Source organism: Actinoplanes subtropicus, from assembly GCF_000721705.1.
In the GTDB taxonomy this organism is placed as follows: Bacteria; Actinomycetota; Actinomycetes; order Mycobacteriales; family Micromonosporaceae; genus Actinoplanes; species Actinoplanes subtropicus.
Map to the genome: position 1 here is coordinate 534288 of NZ_JOJL01000004.1, position 15677 is coordinate 549964.

Genomic DNA, 15677 nt, shown 5'->3' on the forward strand with positions numbered 1-15677 from the left:
CGAGCGGGCGTTTCCGGCAGCCGGAGTCGCGAGGCGCGGGCGTTGCGAGGGCGACTACGGAATTAGTTGAACGGTTCCGCGGATGTCGCGCCGGAAGGACGGTTCGACAGATCGCAGTATGGCGAGACGGTGGTTCTTGTCATGTCGACGATCGCCGGAACTCTTCCTTCGTCGAGGTGGAAGGTGACCGGTCCGAGGTTGGCGCCGCTCTTGGCGCAGTCGGCGCCGGCCCCGATCTGGCCTCCCACGATCTTGCCGGTGGAGTCCCGCCAGACGTAGGCGGTGCCGCGGGTGAAGAGCTGGTCGCAGTTTCCGCTGTGCACCGTCATGGTGACGGCGGCGGCCCCGTCGTCGCTACGCTTGCTCGCCCGCGCGTCGATGGTGGCGGTGACCGGTGCGAGGCCGTTGTCCGGGCCGCCGGTGGGCAGCCAGGAGGTGACGGCCGGGGTGACGGAGATCCGATCGGTGGCCGACTCCTCGCCGGCGATCAGCGTGTTGCCGACGGCGATGGTGGCGCCGGGCAGCAGGATCGGCACCTCGACCACCTGGTATTTGGCCTGGCTTTCCAGGACGACGGAAGCGCCGGAGGCGCCAAGGGCCTGGAAGGCCACGCGGGTGTGGTACGCGACCCGGTCGGTGGTGTTCTTCAGCATCAGGCCGATGCTCACCCCCAGATAGTGGTTGCCGTCGGTCCGTACGGTGCTCCAACCCTGCTCGGTGACGGTGACACCGGACGGGTCCGGATGGGCCACGGCGGACGGTGGCGTGGCCAGCTTGCACGGCTCGGCGTCATCGGTGCCCCGATCGCAGGCAGCGATCGCGATCGGCAGCGTAAGCACGCCCAGCGTGGCCCACATGAGGGTCCTGCGCACAGTTCCCCGCTATTCTTGATCGCCGTAATACTTGCTCGACAACGCGGTGAGCTTGTCGAACAGGTCGCGGATCAGTTCGCCGGCCGCCTCGGCCACGGCCTCGGCGAACCGGTGCTCGTCGAGCGCCCGCAGCGTTCCGGGCCGGATCGAGGCCTGCCAGTCGCGGAAGCCGACGACACGTACGGTGATCCGCCCGTCGGACGACGATCCGGTCGCCACCAACTCCTCGCGTTCTGCTTGCCACGCCAAGTCGCGTTCGTCGGACGGCGGGTCCCCGGGAACGAATTCCTCATCGGTGACGTCGGTGAAGATTCGCCGCACCTCGCGGCCGCGGGCCACCCACAAGTGGGCGGCCAGAGCCTCGAGCTGGCGCTCCATGTCGGCTTCGTAGTCGAACAGCCGGTAGTAGCCCTCCCGGAAGGAGATCGACAGCTCGCTGCCGTCGCGCAGTTCGGCGGTGATCCCGTCTCCGAGTGTGGAGGCGCGGACCCGCATGGTGTCGATCCTGTCGGCGAGCTCGCCCATGTCAGTCCGCCGCCATTCCCAGGCCGAGTCTGGGGTCGCGGATGGTCCTGGCGGTGGCGTTTGCCAGTTGCGGCCGGCGCGCGATGACCAGGTCGGAGTTCGCCCGGATGAGCACCACGTTCGAGTCCATCGCCTCTTTGATGTGGCTCTCACCCTCGAGGATGTCCCGCTTCAGCTTGTCCAGCGCGTTCTGCACGTTCTTGAGGACCTCCGAGGGATTGCCGCCGCTGAGGCCGCCTTGCTCCGGCTGCTTGTACGGATACGCGCCGGCCGACGACGCGACTTCCGCGACGATCGCGATCGCGAGCGGCGTCGCCGTCCCGAAGGATCCCACCTCCGCGAGGGAGGCGGCCGCGATGGCGCCGATCGAGCTGAGGACGGTCAGGTTGAACCCCAGCTTTCCGTCGCCGTTGCCGCAGAGGTGGTGGTGGGTCAGCGCGTCCATCGCGCTCACCGCGTTGTCCGCGATCTTCGTGACGTTCTCCCGCGCGTTCTTCCAGATCGCGCTCTCGGCCTGAGCCGCGCACATGAGCGCGACGGCCAGCTGGAACTGGTTCGAGCTGATCGGTTTCCACTTGTCCAGGAAGTTCTTCCTGAACTCGATGGCGGCCTCGCCGTACCAGTCCTTGACCAGGCCGAAGACCTCGTCGATCGCGCCGAGCTGCGGGTTCGCCGTGATCCCGTGTTTCTCGATGTCGCTTTGGCCATAGTTCAGCCGCTGCGCCACCCCGCGGACCGTGTCGCCGTACGAGGTCAGGGCGGCCGGATCAGGCATGCCGAAGTACGGGACGAACATATGTGGCACATGGGCGTACTTGGCCACGGCCTCGCCGAGAACCTCCTGAATTTGCTCGTCAGTGGAGGCGCTGCCCTTCTCGATCTTCCCGTTCCGGTACTTGTAGCCGTGGCTGTGCAGATCGGCGGCGATCGCGGCTTGCCGCAGCTTCTCGGCGGTCTGCGGAAGCTGTTCGTAGCTCGATCCCATCAGTCCGTCCTGCCGTTCGCGGCGTCCAGCCGGCCCCGAAGTTCCTTGTACATCGCGGCGGCGTCTTGGTCGGTCTTCGCGTACTCGTTCGCACCCATCACCAGCGCGGCGCCGGTGTCGTCCATGTTGTCCGCGGTAGCGAGGAGGATGTCGACGATCGAGTCGCACAGCTGCTCGAACGGGGACGCCGCGGTGCCGGAGGCCCCGCCCAGCTCGGGATCGCGGCGGAGCAGACCCGTGATGACGGGCAAGGAGTTGAGGGATCTGCCGGCTTGCCGGAATTCCGCCGCAACCTGTGGCAGTTTGTAGTGACCCGCGTCGTAGAGATCCGCGAGATCCGCACCGAGCGATGCACTCGAGATCGACACTCAACTTCCTCCTGCTGACGGCGCATCGGTCGCACGCTTTCGAGTGGACAGGGGACCACGCGGGCACGGCGGCGGCAACGAGCCTTTACCCGATCCTTACCGCGACGCCCTAGGCTGGCCGGGTGGGTACGACGGACGCGGGCGACCGCACCGGGGCCGGGGAAACAGTGGGGGCGGCGACCAGGTCGCTCACCTTCGGCGTACTCGGGCCGCTCGCACTCTGGTCACCGGGCCGAGCGGCCGGTCTCGGCGAGCCGCGCCAGCGGGCAGTGCTGGGCGTCCTGCTCATCGAGGTGGGCCGGACCGTCCCGACCGAACGGTTGGTCGAACTGGTTTGGGGCGCGCCCGCACCGGCCACCGCCCGCAAGGCCGTCCAGGGCTATGTCTCCCGGCTGCGCCGCCTCCTCGGCGCCGCACCGTGGGCGGTCCTGCGCACGGAGCATGACGGGTACCGCCTGGATTGTCCCTCCGACGAGGTGGACCTCCACCGGTTCCACCGCCTCGTACGGCAGGCACAGGCCCAACCGGCGCCGGCCTTGAGACGTGGCCTGCTCGACGAGGCGCTGGGCCTGTGGCGCGGGCCGGCGTTGGCTGACCTCGGCTCGCGGCGGATGCGCGACGAGCTGGCGCCGGTGCTGGAGGAGGAGCGGCTGGCAGCCCTCGAGGACCGCTTCGACGCCGATCTGCGCCTAGGCTGTGAGTCACGAACGATCGGTCCCTTGCGGGCGATGGTCGCCGAACACCCGCTCCGCGAACGCAGCGCGGGGCTGCTCATGGTGGCCCTGCATCGGTGCGGGCGCAGTTCCGAGGCGGCCGAGGTGTTCCGTGCGCTGCGCCATCGGCTCGTCCGCGACATCGGGATGGAGCCCAGTCAGATGCTCGGCGCGGTGCACCGCGCCATCCTCGCCGGCCTGCCCGTGCTGCCGCCTCCCGCGCCGGCGACACACGAGGATCCTCGCCGGAACCTGCTGGACTCCATCGGCCGGGTCTCCGCCGCGCACGTGGACGTGCTCATCGACCTCGGCGAGCGGCATCGGCGCGGCGGCGACCTCGATCGTGCGCTCGCCTGTTTCCACGCCGCCCGTGCGCTGTCACGCGACGGCCATGACCAGCGCGAGTTCGAGCGGGCCAGCAAGCTCATCGAGGTCGTTCACGCTGCCCTTGGCGACCGCACGCTCGTGCTCTGATAGCCGGACGGCGTCGATGCCGACTTTTCCGTGCGGGGCCGGCAACACCCGTCAGGATGGTGCAGGGGTCAGATGACGATGGCTACCGGTCCGCGCCCGCCTCTGCGGATCAGAGGTCATCGGTCGTACAACACCTGGGCGGAGCGCCGCCGAGGCTGGCGCGGCACGGTGGCCGTCTGGGAGGTCGGGACCGGCGTCGTGGCGACCCTGATGCGGCTGAGCGTCGAGGCCGGCCGCTGCGTCTGGACCCCCACCGGCGACGGCCTGCGGATCCACGGCAGCCGGCACGTCTTCGCCGTCACGTTCGTGACCGGCGGCCCAGCCGTGTCAACCTTCGTGGCAATGCGGGCGCCGGCCCCACCCGTACCGCAAGATGGGTTTGATCTGTGCGGACGCCGGCCCCGGGGCGCCCACGTCAAGATCAACTATCCGTTCACCTGACGGAAACCGCGACGGGGTCATTCGTAGGTAGAGTGCCGCCATCCTCGACGACATAGACCCGTTCATCGGCACCGCAGCGACCGACCTGCCCCGCGCGCACGGTCTGGCCGCCAGTTGGTGGTGGCCGAAACCGCAAGTCGGCAACACGCACCCCGGCGCCACCTCGCCGCTGGGGATGGTGAGCGCCTGCGCCTACTCGGGGGCCTACCCGACCGGCTACGGGCGCTACGCCAAGAACACCGAGGGCGTGCCGGAGGAGATGTTCGACCGGCTGCAGGCCTCCGGCTTCACCCACTTCCAGCAGTCCGGCACCGGGGCGATCCGCAAGTACTACAACTACGTCCGGGTGACGCCGATGGTGCAGCCGCTCGACTCGCTGGGCGAGTCGTGGGCGCTGCAGAACGAGGTGGCCGAGGCCGGTTACTACGCCGCCACGCTCGACACCGGGGTGCGCTGCGAGATCACCGTCGGCGCCAAGGTCGCGGTGCATCGGTACACGTTCCCCGAGCACCGCTCCGCCCGGGTGGTGCTCGACCTGTCCATCGGCGGGCTGGCCATCGACCTCGGCCGCACCGTGCCGCTGCGCGCGCAGGTGGAGAGCATGGGCCACGGCCGGGCGCAGGGCACCGTCGTGATGGAGGGCGTGCCGCTGTCGGTCTACCTCGAGGCGGACACCCCGGGCTGGCGGCAGATGCTCTGGTACGACCGGCGGCTGATCGAGGGCGGCACCCGGCTCGACTTCGACAGCATCCGGCACACCACGCTGCGCCCGTTCGGCATGCTCTTCATGGGCTCGGCCCGGGCCGGCCAGGTGGTCGAGCTGCGGATGGGGTTCTCGCTGCGTGGCTGCGAGCAGGCGAAGCAGAATCTGGAGCGCGAGTGCGGCCCGGAGGCGCCGGCCTTCAACGTGGTCCGCTCCCGCACCCGGGCGCGCTGGCGCGAGCACGTCGACAAGGTGCAGGTCGAGGGCGGTACGAGGGCCCGCCGCCGGGTGTTCGGCACGGCGCTGTACCACTCGCTGATCAAGCCGTGCGTCGCCGACGACGAGAGCCCGTTCTGGCCCGACTCCGGCCCGTACGCCTTTGACGTCTGCACGATGTGGGACATCTACAAGACCCAGTTGCCGCTGCTCGCCGCGATCGCCCCGGACGGCTTCACCGGGCTGCTCGAGTCGCTCATCCGGGTCTGCGAGGAGGAGGGCAACTTCCCGATCGGCTACCGGATGGCCCGCGGCGCCGACCGGTTCTTCCGGCAGGCCAGCGCCCTGGCGCACACCGCGCTCGCGGACGCGCACGCGATCGCCCGGCCCGGCCTGGACTGGTCCTGGGCGCTCGTGCACATGGCCGACGACCTGCGCCGGATGTACGGCGAGGACTTCTTCGAGCACGGGCTGGTCCATCCGATCACGCACACCCTCGATCTGGCGTACGCCCATCACTGCACCGCCCAGGTGGCCCGCGCCCTGAACGACCGCCGCCTCGCCGACGACCTCGAGCGCCGCGGCCGCCAGTGGGTCAACGCCTTCGACCCGGCCACCGGCCTGCTCCGGGACAGCGAGTTCTACGAGGGCGGCAAGTGGAACTACTCGTTCCGCCTGATCCACGACATGGCCGGCCGGATCGCGCTGGCCGGCGGCGACGACGCGTTCATCGCCATCCTCGACCGCTTCTTCGGCTACGGGGCCGACCCGGTCAAGCAGCCCGGCCGCTGCCCGGCGCCGACCGAGATGGCCAGCGGCTACGCGCTCAACCGGTTCGAGGGCCTGAACAACGAGCCGGACATGGAGGCGCCCTGGGCCTACCACTACGCGGGCCGCCCCGACCGTACGGCCGAGGTCGTCCAATCGGCGCTGACCTGGCAGTTCGGCACCGGCCCCGGCGGCCTGCCGGGCAACGACGACTCCGGCGGCCTGAGCTCCTGGTACGTCTGGGCGTCGCTGGGCCTGTTCCCGGTGGCCGGCCAGCACCTCTTCCTGATCAACGCGCCGGCCTTCGAACGGGCCGTGGTCCAGGCCGGCGACAGCGAGTTCGTGATCGAGACCAGCGGCCACTCGGAGACCCCGATCGGCGTGGACGGTATCGACCACGACCCGCGGCCGCAGTATGTGCAGTCGGCCACGCTCAACGGCGAGCCGCTGCACGCCACCCACCTGTCCGCCGCCGACCTGTACCGCGGCGGCCGGCTGCATCTGCGGCTGGGCCACGAGCCCAGTACCTGGGGAAGCGGGATCCGTCCCCCGTCCCTGTCCTGAGTCCCTGCACCCCCCGAGGAACCAGCCATGAATCACCCCAGCCGCCGCTTGGTGATCGTCGTCCGGGCCGACCCGGTGATCTGCGGCCACTCCGGTGAGGCCCGCAATCTGGCCGAGGTCGCGCTGACCCGCGGCTTCGACGACGTCCGGCTGCTCACCTGGCCGATACCGACGCTGGAGGCGGCCGGCCTGCCGCTGAAGCCGCTCGACCGGCTGCTGCCGTACAGCCCCGGGATCACGGTCGAACGCCCCGAGGCGGTCGGCGACTACCGGGTGCCGGACGGGCGCCACCTGGCCGGGCTCACCGGCCGGCTGGTCGAGTTGCTGGCCGAGCCGGTGCCGACCGTCTGCCTGTCGATGTACCTGGTCCCGCACACCACCGTGGTGGTCGACGCGGTGAACGCGGCCCGGGCGGCCGGCTTCGACCCGCAGGTCCACACGATCGCCAAGGCGGTCGGCTCGGACGTCACCAACGTGATCCGCTCCTGCCTGCGGGAGGGCCGGTTCGGCGCCGCCACGGTCCTGTTCACCACGTTCCTGGCCAACGACGAGGTGGTCGCGGTCTCCGAGTACACCCGCGACGAGATCATCGCGTCGGCCCTCGAAGTCGATGCGCACTGCCACACCACGTTCGCCGACCAGTGCCGGAAGCGGGTACGGGTCAGTTACCCGCCGATCGACTCGTCGGCCTTCCTGAGCAAATCCGATGAATCCGTCGAGGAGGCGTTGGCCCGCCGCGGGCTCGAACGCGACGGCTACATCCTGTTCCTGTCCCGGGTGGCCCGGGCCAAGGGCATCTACGACCTGGTCATCGCGTACGGGCAGATGCAGTGCCGGGAGAACGTGAAGCTGGTCGTCGCGGGCACCGGCCCGGCCCTCGAGCACGTCCAGGCGATGGCCAAGGAGGACGACCGGATCGTCTTCCTCACCGACGTCGACGACGAGGAGAAGCCGCTGCTGATGGCCGGGTGCGCCGCGTACGCGCTGCCCACCAAGCCGGAGCCGGACTTCGTCGAGACGTTCGGCATCGCCCTGGCCGAGAAGATGCTGGCCGGCGGCGGCCCGATCGTCACCACGCTGACCGGCGGCACCGGCGAGGCGGTCGGCAAGGCCGCGGTGATCGTCGAGCCGGGCGACATCAACGGGCTTGCCGAGGCGCTCGACCGGGTCGTGCTCGAGATGTCGGCCGCCCAGCGGGCCGACTACGAGCTGCGGGCCCGCGAGAAGGCGATGGAGTTCGACCGGGCCGCGGTGTTCGACGGGCTGTTCCCGCGGGAGGCGGCCGCTCGTTAACATCCGTGGATGGCTCCGGCCTACCGGACGTGGATCAGGATGGCCCGGCTGCGCGCGTTCGCCGGGCTCACTCTGCTGTGCCTGGCCGGCTGCGTCTTCGCGCTGGTCAGCCCGTGGTTCCTGCTGTTCCTGGCGCCGCTCGGGGTGGTCGGCTACAGCACGCTGATCCTGACCCTGACCGCGTACCGGCTGAGCCCGCGCGGCGGCGACTTCCAGCGGCGCATCCACCTGCTGGTCGTCACCTCGCTGTCCGTGCCGCCGGCCGGGCGGGCCCTGGATGTCGGCTGCGGCAGCGGCAGCCTCGCGGTCAAGCTGGCCCAGGCGCACCCGGGCGTGACGGTGGTCGGCGTGGACTCGTGGGCCGCCGACTGGGAGTACTCCGCCGAGCAGTGTGCCCGCAATGCCCGGATCGAGGGCGTGGCCGATCGCGTCACGTTCGAGCGGCAGAGCGGCAGCGCCCTGTCCTTTCCGGCGGCCTCCTTCGACGCCGTGGTCAGCTGCATGACCTTCCACGAGATCAGGGAGAACGCCGACAAGACCGACGGGGCCGCCGAGGCGCTGCGCGTCCTGCGCCCGGGCGGCACGTTCGTCTTCCTCGATCTCTTCGGCGACCGCTCCTTCTATCCCGACCCTGCGGCGCTGCCCGCGCTCGTGGGCGCCGATCCGCGTCCACTATCCGACCTGATGGCCCTTCCGTTCCCGTTACGTCATCCGAAGGTGCTCGGCCACGCGATGGTCGTCACCGGAACGAGGCCGCCGCCGGCTCAGGGGAGTCGGTAGCTGCCTGACTTCGGGCGCCAGCCGGCCGGCGGGTCCTCGCCGGTGCGCCCGTCGACCGCCTCGCGCAGCAGGTCGGCGTGGCCGGTGTGCCGCCCGTACTCCTCGAGCAGGTCGCAGAGCAGGCGGCGCAGGCTGGCATGGGTGCCGTCGCCGGCGGCCGCGTGGATCGGCTGCCCGAGGTCGCCGGTGGCCAGCGCGGCGGCGACGCGGGCGCGGGCCCGGTCGACGGCCCCGTCCCACAGCGAATACAGGGTCTCGGGGTGGTCGTCCGCGGCCGAGGCGAACTCCCAGTCGTTGTCCCCCTTCCAGCCCAGCGACTCCCACGGCTCGCCGATCGGGAGGCCGCGCAGCTTGGTGGTGGAGTAGTAGTCCTCCACGGCGGCCAGGTGTTTGAGCAGGCCGCCGAGGGTGAGGGCGGAGACACCGAGGCGGGCGCCGAGGCCGGCCGCGCCGAGGTCGTCGGCCTTGTAGCGGAACGTGGTGCGCAGCCGGTCGAGGGCACCGAGGAGGTGCTCGGCCTCGGTGCCCGCCAGCGGCGGCTCCCACGGGAAGTCGACGGTCATGCGGCTCACCGTAGACCGGCACCGCTCCGATCGGGGTCCGGGGTCGTCGCCGGGTCGTCGCCGGTTTCGTGCAGCGAGCGGCTCAGCGCGTAATACACCACCGAGGTCACCGCGAGGCCGACGATCCAGGCGACGTCGACACCGCCGAGGGCGCGTGCCCCGGGGCCGGTGAAGGCGTCGGCCAGGACCATGAACGGGACCTCGGCGAGAAAACCGATGCCGTACGCGGTCAGGCCGCGCCAGCCCCAGGCGCCGTAGACGCCGTCGGGGCGGAACAGGTCGCCGATCTTGTAGTGGCCGCGGCGGACGACGAAGAAGTCCACCAGGTTCGTGGCCGTCCAGGGGACCAGCAGGTAGAGCATCAGGGTGAGGGACGTCAGGACGGTGTTCACGCCGTTGCCGGTGACGGCCTTGCCGATCACGAACCACAGCACGGTCAGCGCCACGATGGTCAGCACCCGGGCCGCGCGGGTCGGGCGCAGCGCGCGGAACGAGTCGATCCCGGTCAGCACGGTGAGCATGCCGCCGTACGCGTTCATGCCCATGGTGGCGGCCAGCGCGAGCGCCGAGAGGAGCGCGACCGCGTCGCCGAGATGGGACAGCACGTTGTTGCCGGCCGTCTGCAGCCCGGCCAGGCCGTCGGTCGCGCCGAGCCGGATCGCGAGCCAGCCGCCGAGCACGATCAGCCAGATGGCCGCGCCGGCCGCGCCGAAGAACACCGAGGCGATCACGTCCCGCGGGCGGGTGCCGGCCGGCAGGTAGCGCGAGTAGTCCGACACGTACGGCGCGTAGGTGATGTTGTACGCCGCGGCGGCCGACAGTTGCGCCATGAAGGCGACCCCCGAGAAGCCGTACGTCGTCGTCGACGGGCCGCCGCCGGCGTGGCCGGTGAGCACCCCGATCGTGACCACGACCATCAGCGGCAGCGACACGTAGAGCAGGATCCGGAAGATCCGGTGCACCCCGTCGTGGCCGAAGATCGCCAGCGCCGCCGCGCCGACCGCCGCGCCCACCGCGACCAGGTTCTTGTCCCAGCCGAACGCGCTGTTCAGGCCCTCGCCGAGCAGCACCTGGTCGGCCACGTTGAACGCCAGGTAGGTGAAGAGCGTCGCGAACAGCGGCAGCACCACGCCGCGATAGCCGAACTGCGCCCGCGACTGGATCATCTGGGGCAGGCCGAGCGCGGGGCCCTGGGACGCGTGGAAGGCCATGAAGATCGTGCCGAGGGCGATGCCGAGCCCGCCGGCCAGCGCGGTCCAGCCGAGGCTGAGTCCCATCGACGGGCCGATGAAGCCGATGGGGATGGAGAAGTACTGGAAGTTGCCGAGGAACCAGAGGGGGCCTTGGTGCCAGAGGCGGCCGTGCCGCTCTTCGTCCGGCACCCAGTCGATCGAACGGGACTCGATAAGCGTGGCCATACGGGGCTCCACCGCCGGCACGGCCCGATCGCGGTGGTGCACTTCGACGCGCATCTCGACACCTGGGACACCTACTTCGGCGCGCCCTACACGCACGGCACCCCGTTCCGCCGCGCCGCCGAGGAGGGCCTGCTCGACCCGGCCGGTTGCCTGCACGTCGGCACCCGCGGCCCGCTCTACTCCAGCGGCGACCTCACCGGCGACGCCGAGCTGGGCTTCCAGATCGTGCACGCCACCGAGATGGACGACATCGGCGCCCGCGGGGTGGCCGAACGCATCGCGGCCCGGACGGCCGGGCGCCCGGTCTACGTGTCGGTGGACATCGACGTCCTCGACCCGGCCTTCGCGCCCGGCACCGGCACCCCCGAGGCCGGCGGCCTGACCAGCCGCGAGCTGCTGGCCGTCCTGCGCCAGCTCGCCGGCCACCACCTGGTCGGCGCCGACATCGTCGAGGTCGCCCCGGCGTACGACCACGCGGAGATCACCGGCATCGCGGCGGCGCACGTCGGCTACGAGCTGCTCTCCGCGATGGCCGCGAAACCCCGATGAGCGTGGGTACGTGACGCGCCTCGCGATGGGGTGTGTTCGGCCGGTCCCGCACCTACGGTGGAACCATGCTCGGCCTCATCGACCAGTTCGGCTACTTCGGGGTGGCCCTGATCGTGTTCGTGGAGAGCTTCGGCGTCCCGGCGCCGGGGGAGACGGCGATCATCGCCGGCGCCGCGTACGCGGGGAGCGGGCATTTCAACATTTTCCTGGTCGCCACGGTCGCCTTCGGCGCGGCGGTGACCGGGGACAGCATCGGGTATGTCATCGGGCGCCGGGGCGGGCGCCCGCTGGTGCACCGGTTCGGCAAGTACGTGCGGCTCACCCCGGAGCGGTTCGACAAGGTCGAGGGCTTCATGAACCGGCAGGGCCCGAAGGTCGTGGTGATCGCCCGCTTCGTCGAGGGCCTGCGCCAGTTCAACGGGATCGTGGCGGGCACCAGCGGGATGCCGTTCCACCGGTTCCTGATGTGGAACGCGCTGGGTGCGGCCCTGTGGGTGGGAGTCTGGTCGACCGGCGGCTACCTGGCCGGCGACCACATCAAGGCCATCGAGTCGGCGGTCGGCAAGTACGTCGCCTTGGCCGTCGCGGTCGCGGTGCTCGCGCTCGCCGGATACGTCTGGTACCGGCGGCGGAAGAGGCGGGCCGAGAAACCGGCGGCGGATTCACCCCGGCGGAACGGGTCACCGATCGGCTGACCGGACGGCCCCGGCCCAGACCGGCGCCGGCTCGCCCGCAGGTAGATCGCGAGGAGCAGCAGCGTCACCGGGAACGCGGGACCGCCGATCCAGAAGATCAGGTTCGCCGGCAGGGGATGGCCGGCGAGCGCGTCCAGCGATTCGCGGCGGCTCACGCCGTACATCTCGTTCAGGACACGCTCACCTTCGGCATGACGACGATGATGGTGGGCCGGGCGGCGCGGAGTCACTGGTGCTGGCCACCGGGCCGGCGGTAGGGCTGGCCTCACCCGTCAGCGCCGGCGGGCGGCGATCTTCGCGCGGACCCGGGCCAGGCGGATCGCCTCCTTCAGGGTGTGCACGTCGTAGGCGCCGTAGTGGCGCTGGCCGTTGATGAAGAACGTGGGGGTGCCGGAGACCCCGCTCAGGTCGGCCGACTGCAGGTCGTCGGCGATGCGTTCGGCGGACGCGCGGCGCATCATGTCCTCGTGGAACCGCTCCTCGTCGAGGCCGATCTTCCGGGCGTAGCCGAGCAGGTCGGTGATGCGCAGGTTCTCCTGGTGCTGGAAGAGCAGGTCGTGCATCTCCCAGAACTTGCCCTGCAGGCCGGCCGCCTCGGCCGCCTCGGCCGCCAGTTGGGCCTGCGGGTGGACATCGGTCAGTGGCAGGTTGCGCCACACGTACCGCAGGTCGGTGTCGGCCATCAGCTCGCGGACCACCGGCTCGGCCCGGCCGCAGTACGGGCACTGGAAGTCGCCGTACTCGACCAGGGTCACCGAGGCGCCGGCCGGGCCTCGGACGTGGTCCCGCTCCTCGTCGACCTCCGGGATCAGGTCGGTCAGCTGGTCGGCGTCGCCCAGCAGGGCCACCGCGCGTTTCGGCTTGGGCAGCAGGAAGGTGAACCGGAACTCGGCCCAGGTCAGCACCGACGCGGCCAGGCCCGCGGCCAGCACGCCCAGCTTCGCCTCGGCCAGGGCGTCGCCGGTGAAGGCCAGGGCGGCGATCAGGAACGACACCGTGAAGCCGATGCCGGCGATGGTGCCGGTGCCCAGCACCGAGGCCCAGCCGACGCCGGGGCGGATCCGGCCGTGGCTCAGCCGGGTGACCACGGCGGAGACGCCGGTGATCGCGATCGGCTTGCCGCAGACGTACGCGACGAAGACGCCGATCGTGATCGGTGAGGTGATCGCGTGGCGCAGGAAGCTCGCGTTGATCGCGATGCCCGCATTGGCCAGGCCGAACATCGGGACGATGAAGTAGCTGCTCCAGCCCTGGTAGGTGCGCTGGAGGCGGTCGTTCCAGGAGAACGACTGGACGACTCCGCGCTGCGCGAAGCGGGCCAGCTCGGGGGTCGGCTGTTCGCGGAACTCGCGGAACAGGTCGCTGGCCTGTTCGAGGGCGTCGCGGGCCGGGGTGTACGCGGCCGCCGCCAGGCCCAGCGCGAGGCCGGAGACGACCGGGTCGATGCCGCTGGCCAGCATCGCGCCCCAGACGGCGATACCGAGTGGGACGTACGCGTACCCACTGCGCACCTTGAGCCGGACCAGCAGGAACGTGCCCACGAAGAGCACGACCGCCAGCAGCAGCGGCATCAGCTTGATCTCGTCGGTGTAGGCGATCGCGATGACCAGCAGTGCGACGACGTCGTCGACGACCGAGACGGTCACCAGGAACAGCCGGGCCTGGTCGGGCACCCGGCGGCCGACCAGCGCGAGCAGGCCCAGCGCCAGCGCGGTGTCGGTGGACATCGCCACACCCCAGCCGCCCGAGCCGGGCCCGCCGTGGTTGATCGCCAGGAAGATGGCGACCGGGAGGATCATCCCGGTGACCCCGGCCGCGGCGGGCAGGATGAAGCGGCGCCGGTCGCGCAGGTCGCCCAGGTCGAACTCGCGCCTCGCCTCCAGACCCACGACCAGGAAGAACAGTGTCATCAGGCCGCTGTTGACCCACTCCCGCAGGGTCAGCGAGATGCCCATGCCGCCGAGGTGGATGGACAGGTCGGTGTGCCAGAACCGCTCGTACGACCCGTCGGCGACGTTGGCCCAGACCATCGCCACCACGATCGCGGTGACCAGCACCGCGGCGCTGCCCGCCTCGGTGCGCAGGAGTTGCCGGACCGGGCTGGTCACCCGGTCCGACCAGGCGGTGCTGCCGCGCAGCGGTGCGGTGGCCGGCGAGTCGCTCACGGCACCTACCCAATCACGTCGAGGCCGGTCAGCGCTTCTCTCCGACGGCTGCGAAGATCTTCAGGTCGGTGGTGATCATACGCCGCGACGGCCCGTCCTCGGCGCGCCAGCCGCTGACCGCCCAGGCGCGGCAAGGGTAATCGACGCGGGCGCATGGACGGGAGGCGCCCGGGCACGTATCGTGCATCCAGCTCGTTCTCTATTGGAGGTTTTCGATGCGTCGTGCCGTTCGGGTGGTCGTCGCCGGTGGCGTGGCCGCCTTTTTCGTTGCCGCTTGTGGGAGCGCTCCCAGCGCAGAGCGGGTGAGCCCGGCGGTCACCGTGGCCGCGCCCCAGACCAAGGTGACCTGCGAGGCGGTAGGGGAGGCGTACACCAGGAACATCGGTCCGTTCGCCGAGGCGCTGACCCGGATGGTGCAGGCGACGCCGACCGCGGCGACCCGGGCCGCGGCGCAGCAGAAGCTCAAGGCCCTCGCCGACTCGCTGCGCGCCGCCACCCAGGGCAGCGCGGACGCGCAGCTGAAGTCGGACGGCAAGCAGGCCGCCGACCGGTTGCAGGCGAAGGCGGCGGACGCGAAGTTCTTCGGCACGATCAAGACCGCCCAGGACGTCAGTACGGTGCTCGGGCCGTCGCTGAAGGAGTGGCTGTCGCCGGTCAACCACCACTGTTCCTGAGCACGGCCACGGCGGGCTCGTGCAGGCTGCCCAGCCAGACGTCGCCGTCGTGCTCGCGGACGCCGGTGACCATGTGGAACCTTTTCCGGTCGCCGGCCAGGTCGTGCACGAGCCCGCCGAGGTTGTCGTAGGCCTGGACCCGGACGGTCCGTTTGGGGGCCGGCTGCAATGGCCGGGGGATGCGGGTGACGCTGCGGCGCAGCCAGAGCGGGCCCCGCTGGAGCCGCTCGACCAGGGGGTCCGTGGGGCTGGCCAGGGCGATCCAGATCAGGCCGTCGCTGCCGCGGGCGATGTTGTCCGGGTAGCCGGGCAGGTCCTCGGCCAGGAAGTCCCGGGTGCCCGCCCGCGGGGCGGTGAGCCAGTGCCGGACGATGGTGCGCGCCGCCGTCTCGGCCACCGCGACGAACGACTCGTCCTGCGCCAGCGCGACCCCGTTGGCGAACGCGAGATCCTTCTCCACAGTCGTGACTTTCCCGGAGATATCCCGTTTTCGTAGCCGGCCGGTGCGGGTCACCTCGACCATCTCGGCGCGCCACTCGTCGATCGGATGGATGGCCGACGAGTCGGTGAAGTAGATCGTCCCGTCGGCGGCGACCGCGGCGTTGTTGCAGAACGTCATGTCGCCGGCGAGCTCCTCGATGGTGCCGTCGCCCAGGCCGACGGTCAGCAGCCCGCGACGGGCGTCGCAGACGAGCAGCTTGCCCGGCGGGTACAGCTCGATCCCGAGCGGTCGCCCACCAGTGTCCGCCACCTTCGACGTGCTGCCCGAGACGGGGTCGATCCGGTGGATGACCCCGTCCTCTGTCCCGGTGTAGACCGACCCGTCCGGTCCCACGACCACGTCCTCGGCGCCCTGCCCCGGCACGGCGAAAACCCGGAAATCCATGGCACTGACTATGCGCCACGGCGGC

16 protein-coding genes are annotated in these 15677 nt (G+C 70.9%); 8 read left to right on the forward strand and 8 right to left on the reverse strand.

Annotated elements, in window-relative coordinates; all coding sequences use genetic code 11:
• Positions 1-62: 62 nt before the first annotated feature.
• The 4 genes from IH26_RS0108290 to IH26_RS0108305 are packed head-to-tail and all read right to left on the reverse strand — an operon-like array spanning position 63 to position 2633.
• The gene (locus IH26_RS0108290; protein ID WP_157437106.1) at positions 63-872 is read right to left on the reverse strand and encodes a hypothetical protein; all 810 of its coding nucleotides are present in this window, start codon (positions 870-872) and stop codon (positions 63-65) included.
• Between the two features lie 9 nt (positions 873-881).
• Positions 882-1397 (reverse strand): hypothetical protein, encoded by a 516-nt coding sequence (locus IH26_RS0108295; protein WP_030435532.1) that lies wholly within the window; start codon positions 1395-1397, stop codon positions 882-884.
• 1 nt (position 1398) lies between these two features.
• Positions 1399-2382 (reverse strand): hypothetical protein, encoded by a 984-nt coding sequence (locus tag IH26_RS0108300; protein WP_030435533.1) that lies wholly within the window; start codon positions 2380-2382, stop codon positions 1399-1401.
• Positions 2382-2633 carry a hypothetical protein gene (locus tag IH26_RS0108305; protein ID WP_157437107.1) on the reverse strand — a complete coding sequence of 84 codons (252 nt, stop codon included), beginning with the start codon at positions 2631-2633 and terminating at the stop codon, positions 2382-2384. The genes IH26_RS0108300 and IH26_RS0108305 overlap by 1 nt, the downstream gene beginning before the upstream one ends.
• Before the next feature lie 239 nt (positions 2634-2872).
• On the opposite strand from IH26_RS0108305, the gene IH26_RS0108310 reads away from it, so the two are divergent.
• The 5 genes from IH26_RS0108310 to IH26_RS0108330 all read left to right on the forward strand — a co-directional run bounded on the left by IH26_RS0108310 (position 2873) and on the right by IH26_RS0108330 (position 8702).
• Positions 2873-3937, forward strand: coding sequence for an AfsR/SARP family transcriptional regulator (locus IH26_RS0108310; protein WP_084598716.1), 1065 nt, complete (start codon positions 2873-2875; stop codon positions 3935-3937).
• A 72-nt stretch (positions 3938-4009) separates the two neighbouring features.
• Entirely contained in the window at positions 4010-4378 is a 369-nt protein-coding gene (locus IH26_RS0108315; protein WP_030435536.1) for a hypothetical protein, read from the forward strand.
• A 64-nt stretch (positions 4379-4442) separates the two neighbouring features.
• Positions 4443-6629, forward strand: coding sequence for a GH92 family glycosyl hydrolase (locus IH26_RS0108320; protein WP_211268611.1), 2187 nt, complete (start codon positions 4443-4445; stop codon positions 6627-6629).
• A 27-nt stretch (positions 6630-6656) separates the two neighbouring features.
• Entirely contained in the window at positions 6657-7922 is a 1266-nt protein-coding gene (locus IH26_RS0108325; RefSeq protein ID WP_030435538.1) for a glycosyltransferase, read from the forward strand.
• A 9-nt stretch (positions 7923-7931) separates the two neighbouring features.
• Positions 7932-8702, forward strand: a complete 771-nt coding sequence (locus IH26_RS0108330) for a class I SAM-dependent methyltransferase (RefSeq protein ID WP_030435539.1) — start codon at positions 7932-7934, stop codon at positions 8700-8702.
• On the opposite strand, the gene IH26_RS0108335 is transcribed toward IH26_RS0108330, so the two are convergent.
• Together IH26_RS0108335 and IH26_RS0108340 are read right to left on the reverse strand one after the other, a co-directional pair.
• A complete protein-coding gene (locus IH26_RS0108335; protein ID WP_030435540.1) occupies positions 8687-9265 on the reverse strand; it encodes a mycothiol transferase in 579 nt (192 codons plus the stop codon). The genes IH26_RS0108330 and IH26_RS0108335 overlap by 16 nt on opposite strands.
• Before the next feature lie 5 nt (positions 9266-9270).
• Entirely contained in the window at positions 9271-10683 is a 1413-nt protein-coding gene (locus IH26_RS0108340; RefSeq protein ID WP_084598718.1) for a purine-cytosine permease family protein, read from the reverse strand.
• Here IH26_RS0108340 and IH26_RS0108345 point away from each other — a divergent pair.
• The gene (locus IH26_RS0108345) at positions 10627-11232 is read left to right on the forward strand and encodes an arginase family protein (RefSeq protein ID WP_281179706.1); all 606 of its coding nucleotides are present in this window, start codon (positions 10627-10629) and stop codon (positions 11230-11232) included. The two genes, IH26_RS0108340 and IH26_RS0108345, sit on opposite strands and share 57 nt — an antisense overlap.
• A 65-nt stretch (positions 11233-11297) precedes the next feature.
• Positions 11298-11927, forward strand: a complete 630-nt coding sequence (locus IH26_RS0108350) for a DedA family protein (RefSeq protein WP_034214246.1) — start codon at positions 11298-11300, stop codon at positions 11925-11927.
• Between the two features lie 272 nt (positions 11928-12199).
• On the opposite strand, the gene nhaA is transcribed toward IH26_RS0108350, so the two are convergent.
• The gene (gene nhaA / locus IH26_RS0108360) at positions 12200-14092 is read right to left on the reverse strand and encodes a Na+/H+ antiporter NhaA (protein WP_030435544.1); all 1893 of its coding nucleotides are present in this window, start codon (positions 14090-14092) and stop codon (positions 12200-12202) included.
• A gap of 302 nt (positions 14093-14394) precedes the next feature.
• On the opposite strand from nhaA, the gene IH26_RS0108365 reads away from it, so the two are divergent.
• On the forward strand, positions 14395-14766 hold the full coding sequence (locus IH26_RS0108365) for a hypothetical protein (RefSeq protein WP_030435545.1): 372 nt from the start codon (positions 14395-14397) through the stop codon (positions 14764-14766).
• Here IH26_RS0108365 and IH26_RS0108370 read toward each other — a convergent pair.
• Positions 14747-15652 (reverse strand): SMP-30/gluconolactonase/LRE family protein, encoded by a 906-nt coding sequence (locus IH26_RS0108370; RefSeq protein ID WP_030435546.1) that lies wholly within the window; start codon positions 15650-15652, stop codon positions 14747-14749. The genes IH26_RS0108365 and IH26_RS0108370 overlap by 20 nt on opposite strands.
• Positions 15653-15677: the final 25 nt, after the last annotated feature.

Excerpts from the sequence above, each read along its gene's own strand:
- IH26_RS0108370 (WP_030435546.1), bottom strand. The coding sequence starts at position 15,652 with ATGGATTTCCGGGTTTTCGCCGTGCCGGGGCAGGGCGCCGAGGACGTG.
- IH26_RS0108315 (WP_030435536.1), top strand. The coding sequence starts at position 4,010 with ATGACGATGGCTACCGGTCCGCGCCCGCCTCTGCGGATCAGAGGTCAT.
- IH26_RS0108330 (WP_030435539.1), top strand. The coding sequence starts at position 7,932 with ATGGCTCCGGCCTACCGGACGTGGATCAGGATGGCCCGGCTGCGCGCG.
- IH26_RS0108340 (WP_084598718.1), bottom strand. The coding sequence starts at position 10,683 with ATGGCCACGCTTATCGAGTCCCGTTCGATCGACTGGGTGCCGGACGAA.
- IH26_RS0108335 (WP_030435540.1), bottom strand. The coding sequence starts at position 9,265 with ATGACCGTCGACTTCCCGTGGGAGCCGCCGCTGGCGGGCACCGAGGCC.
- IH26_RS0108325 (WP_030435538.1), top strand. The coding sequence starts at position 6,657 with ATGAATCACCCCAGCCGCCGCTTGGTGATCGTCGTCCGGGCCGACCCG.
- IH26_RS0108300 (WP_030435533.1), bottom strand. The coding sequence starts at position 2,382 with ATGGGATCGAGCTACGAACAGCTTCCGCAGACCGCCGAGAAGCTGCGG.
- IH26_RS0108350 (WP_034214246.1), top strand. The coding sequence starts at position 11,298 with ATGCTCGGCCTCATCGACCAGTTCGGCTACTTCGGGGTGGCCCTGATC.
- IH26_RS0108295 (WP_030435532.1), bottom strand. The coding sequence starts at position 1,397 with ATGGGCGAGCTCGCCGACAGGATCGACACCATGCGGGTCCGCGCCTCC.